Origin of the sequence: Thioclava dalianensis (assembly GCF_000715505.1) — a bacterium.
GTDB classification, from domain to species: domain Bacteria; phylum Pseudomonadota; class Alphaproteobacteria; order Rhodobacterales; family Rhodobacteraceae; genus Thioclava; species Thioclava dalianensis.
In genome coordinates this window covers 14,185-30,230 of record NZ_JHEH01000015.1, presented here as the reverse complement: position 1 = coordinate 30,230, position 16,046 = coordinate 14,185, and the positions used below count along the sequence as shown (strand labels likewise).

Below are 16,046 nucleotides of genomic sequence, written 5' to 3'. Positions count from 1 at the left end.
TGAGATGATCCGTTTCGGCACCAATCCGATCGCCTGGGCCAATGATGATGACCATTCGCTGGGCGCGCATATTCCGACCGAGCAGATCCTGCGCGAGGCCGCCGAGATCGGTTTCGAGGGGATCGAGAACGGCCATCGCTGGCCACAGGACGACCCGGAGGCGCTGCGCCAATTGCTGGGCGGCTACGGGCTGGCTTTCGTGTCGGGCTGGTATTCGCTCAACCTTCTGACCCAGTCGGTCGAGGCCGAGATGGCAGCGATCCAGCCGCATCTCGACAAGCTCAAACACAATGGCTGCACCGTTTGCATCGCCTGCGAGACGTCGAATTCGGTGCAAGGGCTGGACGTGCCGCTGAGCGAAAAGGCAGTGCTGAGCGCGGCTGCGATGGCGGAGTTCGGGGCCAAGATCGAGGCGCTTGCGACCTTCACCGCGGCGCAGGGCATCGATCTGGTCTATCACCACCACATGGGCACGGTGGTCGAGACGCCTGCCGAGATCGACGCGTTCATGGCAGCGACGGGACCGGCCACCAAGCTATTGTTCGACGCGGGCCATTGTTACTTCGGCGGGCACGGCGCGGACCCGGCCCGGATCTTGCGCAAATATGTCGATCGGGTGCGCCATTTCCACGCCAAGAATGTGCGCCCCGAGGTGATGGGGCGAGTGCGCAAGGAGGGGCTCTCGTTCATGGATGGCGTGCGTGCGGGCGTCTTCACCGTGCCGGGCGATCCCGAAGGCGGGGTCGAGTTCGCACCGCTCCTGCAACTCCTCAAAGAGGCCGGGTATGACGGCTGGATCGTGATCGAGGCCGAGCAGGACCCAGATCAGCGCAACCCGCATGAATACCAGTCGCTTGGGCTCAAGACGCTCAAATCGGCAGCGCGCGAGGCCGGGCTGATTGCCCCGGCACAGGTGTGAACGCGATGTCCCTCAACCGGATCTTCGATTTCGACAACCCGTGGTTCCGTCCGCTTTGGCGGCGCATCTTGGTGACCGTGGTGGCCCTCGGTTGGGGGGTGTTCGAGATTTTCGCGGGCGATCCGCTATTCGCCATCCTGTTTCTCGCGCTAGGCGGATACGCCGCCTATCGGCTCTTCGTGACCTTCAACCCGAGAGAAAACCCATGACTGACCTGCTTCGCAAACCCTTCGGACAGACTGGCAAGGTGCATGAGATCACGCCGCATTCGGCGGGCTGGCGCTATGTGGGGTTCTCGCTTTACCGCTTGCGGGCGGGCGAGCGGACGCATGAGGCCACAGGCTCGCGTGAGGTGATCCTCGTGATGGTCGAGGGCAAGGCCGCCATAAGGGCCGCCGGGCAGGATTGGGGGGTTTTGGGCGAGCGGATGAGTGTCTTTGAAAAGACAGCACCGCATTGCCTCTATGTGCCCAATGATCAGGATTGGGAGGCCGTGGCCGAGACCGATTGCACCATCGCGGTCTGCAGCGCACCGGGCCAAGGCGGGCATCCGGCGCGCCGGATCGGGCCCGATGGGATCACGCTCACCCAGCGCGGCAAGGGGAATAACACGCGCTACATCAACAATATCGCGATGGAGGGTGAGGATTACTGCGACAGCCTGCTGGTCACAGAGGTCTTCACGCCCGATGGCAATTGGTCTTCCTATCCGAGCCACCGCCATGACGAGGATGATTTCCCGCGCATCACCTATCTCGAAGAGACCTATTATCACCGCCTGAACCCCGCGCAGGGCTTTGGTATCCAGCGGGTCTATACCGAGGATGGTGCGCTTGATGAGACGATGGCCGTGAGCGACGGCGATGTGGTTTTGGTGCCGCGCGGACACCACCCCTGCGGCGCGCCTTACGGCTTTGAGATGTATTACCTCAACGTCATGGCAGGCCCGCGCCGCAACTGGCGGTTTCAGGCCGATCCGGCGGTGCAATGGATCATGGATCGCGACGCCTGAGAGGCCGCGCTGAGGGAGGAATGTGATGGAACAACCGTTTCAACTTGCGGCCTGCGCCGAGATGCTCTGGCGCGACCGCCCGATTGAGTGGCGCGCAGCCCGCCTGACCGAGATGGGCTTTGGCGTGGGGCTTTGGAACTGGCCCGCGCACGACCTTCAAAAGCTTGAGGCGGTGGGCGCGGATTACACGATCATGAACGGCTATCTGCAGGGGCGGCTCAGCGATCCGGAGGGTGCCGAGACGCTGCTGCGCTCGGCCCGCGAGACCGTGCAGATCGGCAAGCGTCTGGGTGTGTCGCGGCTCAACCTGCATGGCACGGGGTTGGGCGAGGGCGGGTTGCCGATCCCTCATAACGGGGCCTTCGCGCCCGGCATGGTGGAGCGCGCGCGCGATACGCTGCACCGGATTTGCGATCTGGCCGAGGCGGAGGGGGTGCAATTCGTGCTCGAAAACCTCAACCCCTTCGATCATCCGGGCTGTCCGTTTGGCTCGACATCGGAGGTGCTGGCGCTGGTCTCTTCGGTGGACCGCCCCGAGCTGCGGATCAATCTGGACCTTTATCACACGCAGATCGGCGAGGGAGATCTGATCCGCTGGTGCGAGGCTTGCCTGCCTTGGATCGGCGAAATTCAGGTCGCCGACAATCCGGGCCGGTTTGAGCCGGGCACGGGCGAGATCAATTTCGCCGGTGTCGCACGCGCCTTGCAGCGGATGGGCTATCGCGGTCCGGTGGCGATGGAGGCCTTTGCGCAAGGGAATGAAGAGGCCGCGCTTGCGGCTTTCCGCGCGGCATTCACGCTTTAAGCGCTGCATGAAATTCAGCCCTCACAACGCGGTCAAACATTGATCTCGGGCGCGTGAGCTATACATCAAGATCATGACCCGGTGGATGTGTCTTGCCCTCAGCCTTGGACTGCTTTCGGCCTGCGGACGCGGCGTGCCCGATGGCGCGCGTGTCGTCGTGGCCGGGGATTCCATCATGGCGTGGAACCGGGGCAGCGGAGGCTCGGTTGCGGATGTCTTGCAGCAAGAGCTGCGCGAGCCGGTCGGCGATGTGTCCCTGTCGCTGGCCCGGATCACCTCTGGGCGCGGGGCGTTCAATATCCCGAACCAGCTTGAGAGCGTGCGCGCGCAATGGGTCGTGCTTGACGGCGGCGCGAATGATTTGAGTGGCCAGTGTGAGTGTTCCGATTGCGGGCCGGTGCTGGATCGGCTGATCTCTGAGGATGGCAAGCGTGGTGCTATCCCGAGCCTCGTGGCCGATCTGCGCGCACGGGGCGCGCGCGTCATCTGGGCCGATTACTATACCGCGCCGCGTTATGCCGGGACTGCCTGCGAGGCGCCCTATCAGGTGCTGGAAGACCGGCTGTCTCGGATGGCGGGCGCCGATGCGGGGGTGACGCTGGTAGATCTCGATGAGGCGTTCAGCCCAGAGGATCCGTCGCTATTCGCCTCCGACCGCATTCATCCCTCACCGAAGGGCTCGGCCCTGATCGCCGCGCAGATCGCGCCGATTTTGCGCTGAGATCCCTGACGCGACCTGTCACGCGCCGGTTTGCGGGGGGCTATTTTTCAAGGCCACGCCCGACAGGATGCGGCTGGTCGTAAAGCCACCATCCACCGCCAGAACCTGCCTGTTGATATAGCTCGCGCGCCTCTCATCAAGCAGGAACACCACCGCCTGTGCGATTTCGTCAGGTGTGCCGTAGCGCCGTTGCGGCACGGTCTCGATCCAACTTTGTCGCATCTGATCGGTATGCATCTCGCGCACCATCGGCGTCTCGATCGGCCCCGGCGCTACGGCATTCACGCGCAGCCCAAGCGCGCCCAGCTCGGCGGCCATGACCTGCGTCATCGAGATCACCCCGGCCTTGGTCGCCCCATAGGCGGTGCGCCCGACATTGCCCGTGAGGCCCGATACGGAGGTGATATTGAAGATTGTCCCGCGCCCGCGCGGCCTGCGCCAAAGCGGTCTCGTTGAGGTCGAGCAAGGCCACGTTGAACCCTTGCGCAAGACAGCCCTGCGCCACGGCAAACCCGATGCCGGAGGCGCCGCCGGTGATCAAAACTGTTTTGGCCTCTTGCATATCAATCGTCTCCCGCAGGTCGTATCGCGTCGCGTGCTCTAAATTGGAAGGATGACCAGCTCAGCTGTGACCGATACGCCGCCGCCACCAGCGATGATCTGGCCCATGAACTGCTTGGCCTCACTGTCGATGACGCAGATATCGAGCGTGGCTTGGCCAGCCTCAAAGCGCCCCTCGCGGATCAGAAATTCGCTCGCGTGATCGCGCATCCGCGTCGCATCGTGAAAGACTGCGCCGTTCAGGCTGCCGAGGCCCACGATCCGTGCGCGTGTGATCCCATGGGCGTCGCAGAGCTGCGCGCAGGCGGTGGGAATGTCGGTATTGGGGCGCAGCGTGAGCACGATTGCATCTGCGCCCGCGCCACAATCGTCTCCGGTGGCTGCGAAAATTTCAAAGCGCGTTTCGGCATCGGGCAGGCGCTCAAAAAGCGCGCTGACAAAGCCTGTTGCGCGCAAAGTGAAATCCTGCGCCACAACGGTTTGATGCGACAGCAAATGCCCCATCGTCTCGGTGCCATCCGCCAAGGCCCAAGTGCCGTGACAATGGGTGAAGCCCGCGCCCTGATAGCGCCCGACCGACATGTAGCCCTGATGGATGCGGGCCGGACCTTCGGGTTCTTGCGGGCTGGAATACCACGCCAGACGGTCCGGGCTGGGCGAATGCGCGGGGAAAACAAAGTCGATCCGCGCGCAGTCGAGATCGCTCAGCTCAACGAAGCCGCTGGTGAGCCCCGCGCGCGCAAAGCCCGCCAGAATGTCCGCCTCCAGGCTCTCCCCGGCCTTCAGCGCGATCTCGAACGTCTGCGTCCGGGTCCGCACGGCCTGAACGCGGGGCTCAAGCTGGGGGCCGGGATGGATCAAGGGCGGATTGCCTGAGGCTTCGGGCTGCGCCATCACGCGGGCTCCGTGATCTCGATCAAGCCACGTTCGAGCAGGGTTTCTCGGATCAGTTTCTTGGTGATCTTGCCATAGCTCGATTTCGGCATCTCATCGAAGAAGAAGATCTGGCGCGGCAGTTTGTAGCTGCTGAGCTTGCCCTTGAGATAGCTTGAGATCTCCTCGGCGCTGGCCTGCATGCCCGGTTTCAAAACGCAGACCGCGACACCGATCTCTCCCCATTTCGGATCGGGAATGCCCAGTACGGCGGCCTCGCTAAGTGCCGGATGGGCCAGGATCTTCTCTTCGATCTCGCGCGGATAGACGTTGGAGCCGCCCGAGATATACATATCTGAGGAGCGCCCCGTGATGTAGAGATAGCCCGCCTCGTCGAGATGGCCCAGATCGCCGGTGCGAAACCAGCCGTTGCGGAAGGATTTCGCATTGGCCTCGGGGTTGTTGTAATAGCCTGCGAACACGGCCGGGCCGCAAACGCAGATCTCGCCGGTCTCAAAGGGGGCAAGCTCGCGGCCATCCTCGGACTGAATGGAAATCTCCATCCCCGTGCGCTCAAACCCGCAGCTTCCAAGGCGCATCACGGCGTCGTCGGGGGAGTGCTCGGAGGGCGGCAGGACGGTGATATTGCCCGTGACCTCACCCAGCCCGAAATATTGCACCAGCACCGGCCCCAACTTGGCCAGCGCGACCTTCTGATCGGCGCGATACATCGGCGCGCCGGCATAGATCACATGTTTCAGCGAAGTGCGGTCATGGCGATCCACCGACGGATCCTCGGTCAGCATTTTCACGATGGTGGGCACGGTGAACATGTTGGTGATCTTGTGCCGGGCCACCAGCGACCACGCCGTATCGACCTCGAACTTGCCCTTCGGCATGAGCACGGTGGTCGCTCCGGCGGCCAGCTGGACAAGCTGATGGATCCCCGCGCCATGCGAGAGCGGGGCCACCACAAGCGAGGCATCGCTCGGTCCGGTTCCCGGCATCAGGTCATTGAGGTGATTGGTGATCACAAAAGCCATCTGCCCATGGGTGAGCACTGCCGCTTTGGGCCGTCCCGTCGTGCCGGAGGTGAAGAAGAACCAGCAGGGATCGTCGCGATCAACGCCGACATTCGCGACATGCGCGCCGCTATGCGCGGCCACCAGCGTTTCGAAATCATGCGCGCCCGCACCGCCGCCGATGGAGATGTGATGCGCGATCCCGTCACAGGCGGCGGCGTGATCGGGAAACTCCGCACCGCAGATCATCACCTGCGCGCCGCTGGATTGCGCAAGCCACGCGACCTCATCCGGGCTCTGGCGGAAGTTGGTCGGCACCCAGACTGCGCCGAGCCGGAAGCAGGCGAGCATGGATTCAAACATCTGGTTGCAGTTTTGCGATTGCACCAGAACGCGGTCGCCCTTGGTCACGCCGTAGCGGGCGCGCAGGGCTGTGGCAAAGGCCGAGACACGGGCGTCCAGTGCCGCCCAGCTCCAGCTCTGCTCCCCCCAGAGGATGCCCGGTTGCTCGGGCAGGCGGCGCGCGTTGCGGGTCAGGAAATGCGCAAGGTTCGAGACGCGGGTGCTGCGCGGCGCCAACCCGCCCTTGGGGTCGGCCTCGCTCATTTCACGCGCTCCAAGATCGAGCAGTAATTGGCCACCGCCACGCCGCCCATGTTGAACACGCCCGCCAGATTGGCGGATTTCGCTTGAATCGCGGGCGGGGCCTCACCGGCCAATTGCATCGCGGCCATCACATGCATCGAAACGCCAGTGGCGCCAATCGGGTGGCCCTTGGATTTCAGCCCGCCCGAGAGATTGACCGGCAGGCGTCCGTCGCGGGCCACGGTGCCATCGCGGATCACATCGGCACCGCGCCCGCGCGGGGCGAGCCCCATGGCCTCATATTCGATCAGCTCGGCGATGGTGAAACAGTCATGGGTCTCCACCAGATCGAGATCGTCGAGACCCAGGCCCGCGCCTTCCAAGGCACCTGCCCAAGCGCGGCGCGCCCCGTCAAACGCGGTGGGATCGCGGCGCGACATCGCGAGCACATCATTGGCATGGACCCGCGCGCGGAAGGCGATGGCGCGCTTGAGTTCGGCGGCGACGCGGGGGCTTGCCACGACCAGTGCCGCCGCGCCATCCGAGATCAGCGAGCAATCGGTGCGGCGCAGCGGATCTGCGACATAGGGGTTTTTCTCGCTCACCGTGTTGCATTGCTCGACGCTGAAGGCTTTTTGCATATGCGCAAAGGGGTTGCCCGCGCCGTTGGTGTGGTTCTTCGAGGCGATCATCGCGAGCGCTTCGGACTGGTCGCCATAGGTCTGGAAATAGCTCTGCGCGATGCGCCCAAAGAGCCCCGCAAAACCGCCTGAGACATCTGCCTCCTCGGCGCGGTAGCTTGCACCCAGAAGGATGTCGCCCACCTCGACCGTGGGCAGAGCGGTCATCTTCTCGACGCCCACCACAAGGGCAATCTCACCGCGACCAGCGGCGATGAAATCAAGCGCGGTGTAGAGCGCGGCTGAGCCCGTGGCGCAGGCATTTTCCAGCCGCACGGCGGGTTTCATGGCCAGTTCCTGCGCGACCATTCCGGGCAGCGCTGCCTGAAAATCCTGACGCGAGAAGCCGTTATTCATGCAGCCGACGAAGATCCCGTCAATCTCCTGCGCGCTCACTCCTGCATGTTCGAGCGCGGGGCCGATCACCTCGGCCATCAGCGCTTCGGTGTCGGGGGCCTCGGACTTGCCGAAATGGCTATGCGCCCAGCCGACGATCTGTCCTTGTGTCATCTTTCTCTCCTCCGTCTAAAGCATATGCCTGCATTATCTCGACGCGACTCGCGCTGCGTCGGGCGGCATTACATGCGAAAACATTCGGGCCAGCCGGGCCTCCACCCGGTGTACGGCGGCCCCAAGGTGGGCTGCGATCTCGGCTTGGCGGTCCGGCGTCATGCGGCTGTCGATGGCAGCCACGCTGAGTGCGCCGCCGATCCGGCCATCGGGCAGGGTGACCGCATGCCCGACCGCCCAGCTATTGGCCAACACCATGCCGGGGTTGAGCGACCAGCCCCGCGCGCGCGTTTGCGCCACGGCGTCGCGCAAAATCGCGATTGAGCTGCGGGGATATTCCGCCTCGATGATCGCGGTGTTCTGCGTCAGGATTTCCTCGACCTCAGGATCGGGCAGGGCCGAGAGGATCGCCAAGGAGCCCGCGCCGATCCCGAGCGGATGGCGAAACCCGACCTGCAGCGCCTGAACACGAATCGGAAAATTCCCGTCCTGTTTGAGCATGCAGATCGAAAACGTATCGCGCCGCATCGACAGATAGGCCGTGTCGCCCGTCACATCCGCCAGCCGCGTGACGCTTTCGGCGGCGATATCGACCAGTCCAAAGCGCGGGGCGGCCAGCGTGCCCAGAATGAATGCCTCCTCGCCCAGACGATAAGCCTTGCTGCGCGGGTCTTGCTCGATCAGGCCCGAGCGCATCAGCGACAGCAGCAAGCGCCGCGCGGTCGGGCGGCTGAGCCCGGTTTCCTCGACGATGGTCCCGAGCCCAAGCCCCACCTGCGGGCTGCTCCCGATCAGCGGCAACAGGCTGAGCGCGCGGTCCACGCTCTGCGCCCCGAGCGCGCTTTTCTCGGCCGAGCTGGGCAGGATGGTCTTGGGCTGCTTCATCGAAACTCCGTATCCTTGCGCAGCCTGCGGGGACTGTCAGGTCACTGGCGATCCGAGCGCCAAGTTTGAAAACAATGTCCATATTATGGATGTAAATAATGATGGTTCATTTGCGATAGGGCCGTCAATCGAAATGTTGGCTTCATAAAAATAAGGAATTCATAGGTTGCTCGACCGGGCGCGGTAGAAATGCCAGCTTGCGGGGTTGATCGAAGATCCACTTTATGGACATATGTATCTCGCCCGTTGGAGGACGGTGCATTTGGAGACAGAGGGAGGAATGTCATGAAGCTATTTCACAAGTCGCTCGCCGCGATTGGGGTGGTTGCGCTGACGCAATTCGCATCACTGGCCAGCGCCGAGACCCTGCGCCTGACGCATAATACCGGCGACACCACCACGTGGCAAAAAGGGGCCGATCGCTTTGCGGATCTGGTGAGCAAAGCCACCGATGGCAAAACCACCGTGCGCGTGTTCCCCAATGCCCAGCTGACCGGCGGCGATCAGATGAAGCAATCCGAAATGGTTGGGCGCGGCTCGATTGATTTCGTGGTGACCTCTGCGATCAACGTGACGACGCTCGTGCCGCAGATGGGCGTGTTCTCGCTGCCCTATCTCTATTCCAATTACGCTCAGGTCGATGCGACCACGGCGGGCGCGCCGGGCGAGAAGATGACCGAGATCATGCGCGAGCATGGTCTGGAAATTCTCGCATGGGGCGAGAACGGCTTTCGCGAAGTCACCAATAACGTCCACCCGATCAAATCGCCTGCCGACCTCAAGGGTCTGAAAATGCGCGTGGCGGGGCCGATGTATATCGACGTGATGGACGCGCTCGGTGCGAACCCCCAGCAGATGCAATGGACCGAGACTTTCTCGGCGCTGCAGCAAGGCGTGGTGGACGGGCAGGAAAACCCGATTGGTGCGGTGATCATCCCGCAGCGCGTCTATGAGGTGCAGAAATATATCACGCCGTGGCACTATTCCTACGATCCGATCTTCCTTGCCGTCAGCGAGAAGCGTTGGAACAGCTGGGATGACAAAACCAAGGCGATGATGAAAAACGCCGCGCAAGAGGCGATGGCCTATCAGAAGAAAATCACCCGCGAAGATACCGCCACCGGGCTGGAGTTCCTCAAGGGCAAAGGCATGACGGTCACGACGCTGAGCGATGATCAGATCCAAGCGTTCCGCGACGCGACCAAGAAGCCGTTCGAGATGTGGTCGAAGAAAGTGGGACCGGATCTGGTTTCCCTCTTCCAGACGACGATCGATGAGGTCCCGGCCTCGGCGACCAACTAAGCCGTCTCGATAAAGGGCCGCCCGGCGCATCGCGGGGCGGCCCCTGGTCGGTTGCCCGGCGGCCCCCGACCCAACGGATCAGACAAAATCGGTGTTGCTGGCCGGGAGGGCCCAATGAAGAAGCTTCTCAATAATTTTGAGGCCTATGTCTGTGCTGCGATCTTTCTCAGCATGACGGCGGTGGGCTTTGCCAATGTGGTTGTGCGCTACCTCACGAGTTATTCCTTTGCCTCAACGCAAGAGCTGCTTTTGGCCGGTTTCCTGTTGCTGACCGTGTTTGGTGCGTCGCTTGCCGCCCAAAGGGGGCAGCATCTGGCGGTGACCTTCTTTGCGAGCCTGCTGCCCGCCTATCTGGAGCGCTGGCTGCGCGTGTTCGCAGCCGCCGTCAGCGTCGGGCTGTTGCTGCTGGCTGCGTGGTTTTGCGTCGAGCTGGTGCGCAACCAGATCGCCTCGGGCGTGACGACGGCGGGGCTGCAACTGCCGGCGTGGTATTATACGGCAGCCCTCCCGCTGGGCTTTGTTCTGATCGCCCTGCGCACCGTGCAATATGCGATCCACGATTTCCACGATCCCCAGATCGACCCGCAGCTCGAGGATATCATCGATGCTTGATATCTCGGCGGGCACGCAGATGCTGATCTTGTTTGGCGTGTTGCTGGTCGTGCGCATCCCGGTCGCCTTCGCGCTCGGCCTGTCTGCGATCTATGCGATGTGGCGGATGGGCTTTGGGTTGGATCTCGTGGGCGATTTGATCTCCTCGGGGATCGCGAAATTCTCGCTGCTGGCAATCCCGTTCTTCATTCTCGCCGGGATCTTGATGGGCATGGCGGGGTTGGCCGACCGGATGATCCGGTTTTTCCGGGTGCTGATGGGCGCGCTGCCCGGCGGCATGGGGGTGGTCGGCGTGGTGGTCGGGCTGTTCTGGGGCGCGGTCTCGGGCTCGGGGCCGGCCTCTGTCGCAGCGATTGGCCCGATGATCATGCGTGGCATGACGGAGGACGGCTATTCGCGCGCCTATTCGGCAGCGCTCGTCTGCACCGGGGCTGCGCTGTCGATCGTCATACCGCCCTCGATTGGTCTGGTGATCTATGGCGTGATTGCCGAGGTCTCGATCGGGAGCCTTTTCATCGCTGCGATCTTGCCGGGCGTCATCATGGGGTTGATGATGTTGCTCACACTTCCCTTCGCCAAGCGCGGCCCCAAGACGATGCCCGAGGCGTTGAGCCAGATGCAGGGCGGCGCGCTGATTGATCCGGACCTGCCGTGGCTGACACAGGTTTGGCGCAGCTTCTTACAGGCCTTCTGGGGGCTTTTGACGCCGGTCGTGATCTTGGGCGGTATCTATTCGGGGGTGTTCACGCCCACCGAGGCGGCGATTGTCGCGGCGGTCTATGCGATTGTGCTGGGGTTTTTCGTCTATCGCACGCTGACGATCTCGCGGCTTCTCGATGCGCTATATGAGGCCGCGCGCTCCTCGGCTGTGGTGATGATGGTCGTGACCTTCGCGAGCCTCTTTGGCTGGGTCGTCACCGTCGATGATGTGGTGGGGCATTACTCCAAGGCGCTTCTGGCGCTGTCGGATTCTCCCTTCGTGATCTTGCTGGTGATTGGCTTGGTCTTGCTGATTGCGGGGATGTTCATGGATGCGATCACCATCATGTTCATCACCTTGCCGATCTTTTTGCCGGTCGTGCGCGAGATGGGCTGGGATCCGATCTGGTTTGGCATTTTCCTCTCCATCATGCTCGCGATAGGCCTGTTCACGCCGCCTGTCGGGATCAACCTGTTTGTGGCCGCAAATATCACCGGGTTGTCGCTGGAAAAGATCGCAGGCGCGGCGCTGCCATTTCTGCTCACCAGTCTGCTGGGGGTTGTCATTGTGTCGCTTTGGCCTGAACTGACGCAATATCTTCTGATCTGGATGCAGTAGCGGGGCGCGCAAGGGCTGGCAGTCATCGGCGGCTTTTGCATAAATCGCTCCGAGGGGAGAGGCCCCGAGCGCCAAAGGAGGCACCGATGAGCTGGACAACCCTGCAGGACTGGGCGACGCATCTGCATCCTGACAGGTGGTCGGGCGCTCTGATCATCCTCGGGATTTTCCTGATCGCAGGCGCGTTGCTGTCTCGCATGCTCAAGCGGATGATCCGTCTGGTTGTCGCGCGCGATCACGACAATCGCCTCGACCGCATGGCGATTTCGTTCCTGTCGAAGGTCGCAAGCGCCTTTGTCTGGCTGCTGATCCTCATGCTTTATGCCCACATGATCCCGGCGCTCGACCGGCTTGCAACTGCGCTGCTGGCGAGCGTCTCGGTCGCGTCCGTGGTCTTCGGTCTGGCCGCGCAATCGACGCTGTCGAATTTCGTGGCGGGGTTCAGTCTGATCTTCTATCGCCCGTTTCGCCTTGGCGACAAATTGCAGATCAGTGCGCCCACCGGCGTCGAGACGGGCATTGTCGAAGATGTGTCTCTGGGCTATACGGTATTGAAAACTTACGACAATCGCCGGGTGATCATCTCGAATTCCTCGATCTCGAGCACGACGATGGTCAACCTCTCGGCGCGGGAGTTGCGGACGATGGCGATCATTCCGCTCTCGATTGGGTATGACTCCGACATTGATGCGGCCCGCGCGCTGATCCTTGAGATCGCTCAGGGCATGGCGGGGATCGAGGAGATCGTGGGCTGTCCGGTCACCAATCTGGGCGCCTCGAGCGTCGATTTCAGCCTGCGTGTCTGGTGCGCGGATTCCGGTGTGGCTGCGGGCGTCAAAAATGACATGCTCGAAGCCGTGAAGAAGCGCTTCGATGCCGCCGGGATCGAGATTCCCTATGGCTACCAGAATCTCGTGATCAAGGACGTCCCGCCCGCGCTTGAGCCCGAAGAGCGCGCGAAGGGCGCGTAATCCGCAGGCAGTTGCGATTTCTGGTGATGTTAAGTCGGGCAATGCGAGATTCGTGGCGGCGGAGCGCTGCGAAAGCCGGCCCCATGCTTGTGATCCCGCCGCAGTTCCCATTGTGCTGGCGCAGGTGACGAAGGCCGGGTGTCAGTGGAACACGGCAAACCGCCCGCGAAGCGCGGCCCCCGAGTGTCTTTTGTTCACGCGCCATGACAAACGACAACACGGGGGAAATCCGATGATCACCAAACGCAGTTTCTTGACCGCCGCCTGCGCGGCTTTGAGTTTTGCCATCGCCGCACCGGTGGCGCAGGCCGATGCGCTCAGCGATATCACTGCCGCGGGCGTGATCCGCATCGCCGTGCCGCAGGATTTCCCGCCCTTTGGCTCGGTCGGGACCGATATGAAGCCGCAGGGCTATGATATCGACATGGCCAATCTGATCGCGGATAAAATGGGGGTGAAGCTGCAAATGGTGCCGGTGACCAGCGCCAACCGCATTCCCTATCTGCAGACCGATAAGGTGGATCTTGTGATCTCGTCGATGGGCAAGAACCCCGAGCGCGAGAAGGCCATCGATTTCTCTGAAGCCTATGCGCCTTTCTATAACGGGGTATTTGCCCCGGCTGATGTGAAGATCGCAGATGTGGCGGATCTCTCGGGCAAGACCATCGGGGTCACGCGCGGGGCGATCGAGGATCTGGAACTGTCCAAGATCGCGCCCAAGGATGCCACGATCAAACGCTATGAGGACAATGCGGGCACGATCTCGGCCTTCCTGTCCGATCAGGTCGAAGCGATTGCCACGGGCAACGTCGTGGCCGCCTCGATCATCGCGCGCAACCCGCCGCGCAAGCCCGAGATGAAGTTCCTGATCAAGAACTCGCCCTGCTATGTCGGGATGAACAAGAACGAGCCCGCGCTGACGGCGAAGGTCAATGAGATCATCGCAGGCGCGAAAGCCGATGGTGCGCTCGATCAGATCAGCGAGAAATGGCTGGGTATGAAGCTGCCCGCCGAGATGTGACCTGACGCAAATAGCGACCTTTCTCCAGCGCCGCTTGGGGAAGGGTCGCGCGCTTGGGCGCAAAGGAATACCCGATGCAATATCATTTCGACTTCACGTGGCTGGCCACCTATTGGCCGGTCTTTGTGGATGGCGCGTGGATGACGGTTCGACTGATCTTTGTGGGCGGTGTGTTGGGCATCACCCTTGGGATCTACTGCGCATGGGCGCGCGCGCTTGGGCCCAAGATCTTGGGCTATCCGGTTGCGGTCTATGTCGAGCTGATCCGCAACACACCCTTCCTGATCCAGCTGTTTTTCATCTTCTTCGGTCTGCCCTCCTTGGGGCTGCGCATGAACGAGGTGGAGGCCGCGATGCTGGCCATGGTGATCAATTTGGGGGCCTATAGCGCCGAGATCATCCGCGCCGGGATTCAGGCCACACCCAAGGGCCAGTTCGAGGCGGGATCGTCGCTGGCGATGACCCCGGTTCAGACCTTCCGCCACATCGTTCTGGTTCCCGCCTTGCAAAAGATCTGGCCTGCGCTGGCCAGCCAGGTGGTGATCGTGATGCTGGGCTCATCGGTGGTCAGCCAGATCGCGGTCGAGGATCTGACCTATGCGGCGAATTTTGCCCAATCGCGCACCTTCCGCGCCTTTGAGGCCTATTTCGTCTCGACGCTGATCTATCTGGCTTTGGCGATCCTCTTGCGCTTTGCGCTGATGTGGCTTGGCACGCTCATCTTTTCCACCAGGCGGAGGGCCGCGCGATGACCCAGTTCACCTTTTGGGATATCTTCTCGAACCTGTTGCTGGCCACGCGCTGGACGATCTTGCTGTCGCTTGTTGCCTTTGTGGGCGGCGGTGTGCTGGGGCTGATTTTGCTATTCGTGCGGATCGGCAAGACGTGGTGGCTGCGCCGGATCGTGCAGGGCTATACCGAACTCTTTCAGGGCACGCCGCTTTTGATGCAGCTGTTTCTGGCGTTTTTCGGGCTTGGGCTTTTGGGCATCAATGTCTCGCCTTGGGCCGCGGCGGCGGTCGCGCTCATTCTTTGGACGGCGGCCTTTCTGGTCGAGATCTGGCGCGGCTGTGTGGATGCGGTGCCAAAGGGCCAGTGGGAAGCCTCGGCCTCGCTCGGGATGAGCTATATCGAGCAGATGCGCCACGTGGTTTTGCCGCAGGCGCTGCGGATCTCGATCCCGCCCACGGTCGGCTTCTCGGTGCAGGTGGTCAAGGGCACCGCGCTGACCTCGATCATCGGCTTTGTCGAGCTGACCAAGGCCGGGACATCGCTGGCCAATGCCACCTATGAATCCTTCACCGTCTACGGGCTCGTGGCGCTGATCTATTTCGTGCTGTGCTATCCGCTGTCGCTGAGCGCACGCATCTTGGAAAGGAAAATGAATGCCGCTCATCGACATTGACGCCTTGCATAAAAGTTACGGCGAGACCGAAGTGCTCAAGGGGATCGACCTGCATGTCGAGGCGGGCGAAGTGATCGCGATCATCGGCAAGTCGGGGTCCGGGAAATCCACGCTCCTGCGCTGCATCAACGGGCTTGAGACCATCAATTCCGGTGCGATCAGCGTGGGCGGGGAGCAACTGGTGGAGGACGAGTTGCATCTGCGCAAGCTGCGCCTCAAGGTCGGGATGATCTTTCAGCAGTTCAATCTGTTTCCCCATAAGACCGCCGGGCAGAACGTGATGCTGGCCCAGCAGGTGGTCAAGAAACGCCGCAAGGCCGAGGCGGAGACAAAGGCGCGCGAGGTGATGGACCGGGTGGGCTTGGGCGATAAGTTCGACAGCTATCCCGATCAGCTTTCGGGCGGTCAGCAGCAGCGCGTGGCAATCGCGCGGGCGCTTGCGATGGAGCCGATGGCGCTTTTATGCGACGAGGTCACCTCGGCGCTCGATCCCGAGTTGGTGGGTGAGGTGTTGCAGGTCGTGCGCGCGCTGGCCGCCGACGGGATGACCCTGTTGATGGTGACGCATGAGATGGCTTTTGCGCGCGACGTCTGCTCTCGGGTGGTGTTCATGCATCAGGGGCGCGTCCATGAGGCGGGCCCTCCGTCCGAGATCTTCGCCAACCCGAAGACGCCCGAGCTGCGTGCTTTCATCGGCATGGCCGCCGCCTGACGGGGCGTTTGATACCGGCAATCTGGACAAGCCGGAGCTTCGCAAAGGAATGTCCCGCGAATGTCACTTGCGGGCCATTCCGCCATTTCTCACGCCGCCATGACGCTTTAAGATCGCGCCTCTCGCGGACGC

Annotated in this window: 18 protein-coding genes and 1 pseudogene; 13 read left to right on the top strand and 6 right to left on the bottom strand. The window is 62.3% G+C overall.

From position 1 onward, the window contains the following. The first annotated feature begins 4 nt into the window (after window positions 1–4). From iolE to DL1_RS12480, 5 genes are all read left to right on the top strand, one after another. Window positions 5–919, top strand: coding sequence for a myo-inosose-2 dehydratase (iolE, locus tag DL1_RS12500; RefSeq protein ID WP_038066730.1), 915 nt, complete (start codon window positions 5–7; stop codon window positions 917–919). 5 nt (window positions 920–924) lie between these two features. Next, the gene (locus DL1_RS12495; RefSeq protein ID WP_038066727.1) at window positions 925–1,128 is read left to right on the top strand and encodes a hypothetical protein; all 204 of its coding nucleotides are present in this window, start codon (window positions 925–927) and stop codon (window positions 1,126–1,128) included. After that, on the top strand, window positions 1,125–1,931 hold the full coding sequence (gene iolB, locus DL1_RS12490) for a 5-deoxy-glucuronate isomerase (protein WP_038066725.1): 807 nt from the start codon (window positions 1,125–1,127) through the stop codon (window positions 1,929–1,931). Before DL1_RS12495 ends, iolB begins: the two co-directional genes overlap by 4 nt. A 25-nt stretch (window positions 1,932–1,956) precedes the next feature. Then, window positions 1,957–2,736, top strand: a complete 780-nt coding sequence (locus tag DL1_RS12485; RefSeq protein WP_038066722.1) for a TIM barrel protein — start codon at window positions 1,957–1,959, stop codon at window positions 2,734–2,736. Window positions 2,737–2,821: 85 nt separating this feature from the next. Next, window positions 2,822–3,457, top strand: coding sequence for an SGNH/GDSL hydrolase family protein (locus tag DL1_RS12480; protein WP_248642590.1), 636 nt, complete (start codon window positions 2,822–2,824; stop codon window positions 3,455–3,457). An 18-nt stretch (window positions 3,458–3,475) separates the two neighbouring features. On the opposite strand, the gene DL1_RS22080 is transcribed toward DL1_RS12480, so the two are convergent. From DL1_RS22080 to DL1_RS12455, 6 genes and pseudogenes are all read right to left on the bottom strand, one after another. Beyond that, on the bottom strand, window positions 3,476–3,946 hold the full coding sequence (locus tag DL1_RS22080; RefSeq protein WP_074854971.1) for an SDR family NAD(P)-dependent oxidoreductase: 471 nt from the start codon (window positions 3,944–3,946) through the stop codon (window positions 3,476–3,478). Next, a pseudogene (locus tag DL1_RS22075) lies at window positions 3,944–4,019 on the bottom strand (hypothetical protein); the annotation flags it as partial. The gene DL1_RS22080 and the pseudogene DL1_RS22075, both read right to left, overlap by 3 nt. Before the next feature lie 38 nt (window positions 4,020–4,057). Beyond that, the gene (locus tag DL1_RS12470; RefSeq protein ID WP_051693527.1) at window positions 4,058–4,912 is read right to left on the bottom strand and encodes a PPC domain-containing DNA-binding protein; all 855 of its coding nucleotides are present in this window, start codon (window positions 4,910–4,912) and stop codon (window positions 4,058–4,060) included. Further along, window positions 4,912–6,519 carry an acyl-CoA synthetase gene (locus DL1_RS12465; RefSeq protein ID WP_038066716.1) on the bottom strand — a complete coding sequence of 536 codons (1,608 nt, stop codon included), beginning with the start codon at window positions 6,517–6,519 and terminating at the stop codon, window positions 4,912–4,914. The genes DL1_RS12470 and DL1_RS12465 overlap by 1 nt, the downstream gene beginning before the upstream one ends. After that, window positions 6,516–7,688, bottom strand: a complete 1,173-nt coding sequence (locus DL1_RS12460; protein WP_038066714.1) for an acetyl-CoA acetyltransferase — start codon at window positions 7,686–7,688, stop codon at window positions 6,516–6,518. The genes DL1_RS12465 and DL1_RS12460 overlap by 4 nt, the downstream gene beginning before the upstream one ends. Before the next feature lie 33 nt (window positions 7,689–7,721). Continuing rightward, window positions 7,722–8,573: an IclR family transcriptional regulator gene (locus DL1_RS12455; protein WP_038066712.1), complete on the bottom strand. Its 852-nt coding sequence runs from the start codon at window positions 8,571–8,573 to the stop codon at window positions 7,722–7,724. A gap of 285 nt (window positions 8,574–8,858) precedes the next feature. Here DL1_RS12455 and DL1_RS12450 point away from each other — a divergent pair, with 285 nt between their 5' ends. The 8 genes from DL1_RS12450 (at window position 8,859) to DL1_RS12415 (ending at window position 15,914) form a co-directional block, all read left to right on the top strand. Further along, entirely contained in the window at window positions 8,859–9,875 is a 1,017-nt protein-coding gene (locus tag DL1_RS12450) for a DctP family TRAP transporter solute-binding subunit (protein ID WP_038066711.1), read from the top strand. 114 nt (window positions 9,876–9,989) lie between these two features. Further along, complete coding sequence (locus DL1_RS12445) at window positions 9,990–10,487, top strand: TRAP transporter small permease (protein ID WP_038066708.1); 498 nt, start codon at window positions 9,990–9,992, stop codon at window positions 10,485–10,487. Further along, window positions 10,480–11,805 carry a TRAP transporter large permease gene (locus tag DL1_RS12440; protein ID WP_038066706.1) on the top strand — a complete coding sequence of 442 codons (1,326 nt, stop codon included), beginning with the start codon at window positions 10,480–10,482 and terminating at the stop codon, window positions 11,803–11,805. The genes DL1_RS12445 and DL1_RS12440 overlap by 8 nt, the downstream gene beginning before the upstream one ends. An 86-nt stretch (window positions 11,806–11,891) precedes the next feature. Further along, window positions 11,892–12,776 (top strand): mechanosensitive ion channel family protein, encoded by an 885-nt coding sequence (locus DL1_RS12435; protein WP_038066703.1) that lies wholly within the window; start codon window positions 11,892–11,894, stop codon window positions 12,774–12,776. Window positions 12,777–13,008: 232 nt separating this feature from the next. Then, entirely contained in the window at window positions 13,009–13,797 is a 789-nt protein-coding gene (locus DL1_RS12430; RefSeq protein WP_038066701.1) for a transporter substrate-binding domain-containing protein, read from the top strand. 74 nt (window positions 13,798–13,871) lie between these two features. Continuing rightward, the gene (locus DL1_RS12425; protein WP_038066699.1) at window positions 13,872–14,549 is read left to right on the top strand and encodes an amino acid ABC transporter permease; all 678 of its coding nucleotides are present in this window, start codon (window positions 13,872–13,874) and stop codon (window positions 14,547–14,549) included. Continuing rightward, window positions 14,546–15,202, top strand: a complete 657-nt coding sequence (locus DL1_RS12420; protein WP_038066697.1) for an amino acid ABC transporter permease — start codon at window positions 14,546–14,548, stop codon at window positions 15,200–15,202. Before DL1_RS12425 ends, DL1_RS12420 begins: the two co-directional genes overlap by 4 nt. Beyond that, the gene (locus DL1_RS12415; RefSeq protein ID WP_038066694.1) at window positions 15,183–15,914 is read left to right on the top strand and encodes an amino acid ABC transporter ATP-binding protein; all 732 of its coding nucleotides are present in this window, start codon (window positions 15,183–15,185) and stop codon (window positions 15,912–15,914) included. The genes DL1_RS12420 and DL1_RS12415 overlap by 20 nt, the downstream gene beginning before the upstream one ends. The last annotated feature ends 132 nt before the right edge of the window (window positions 15,915–16,046 follow it).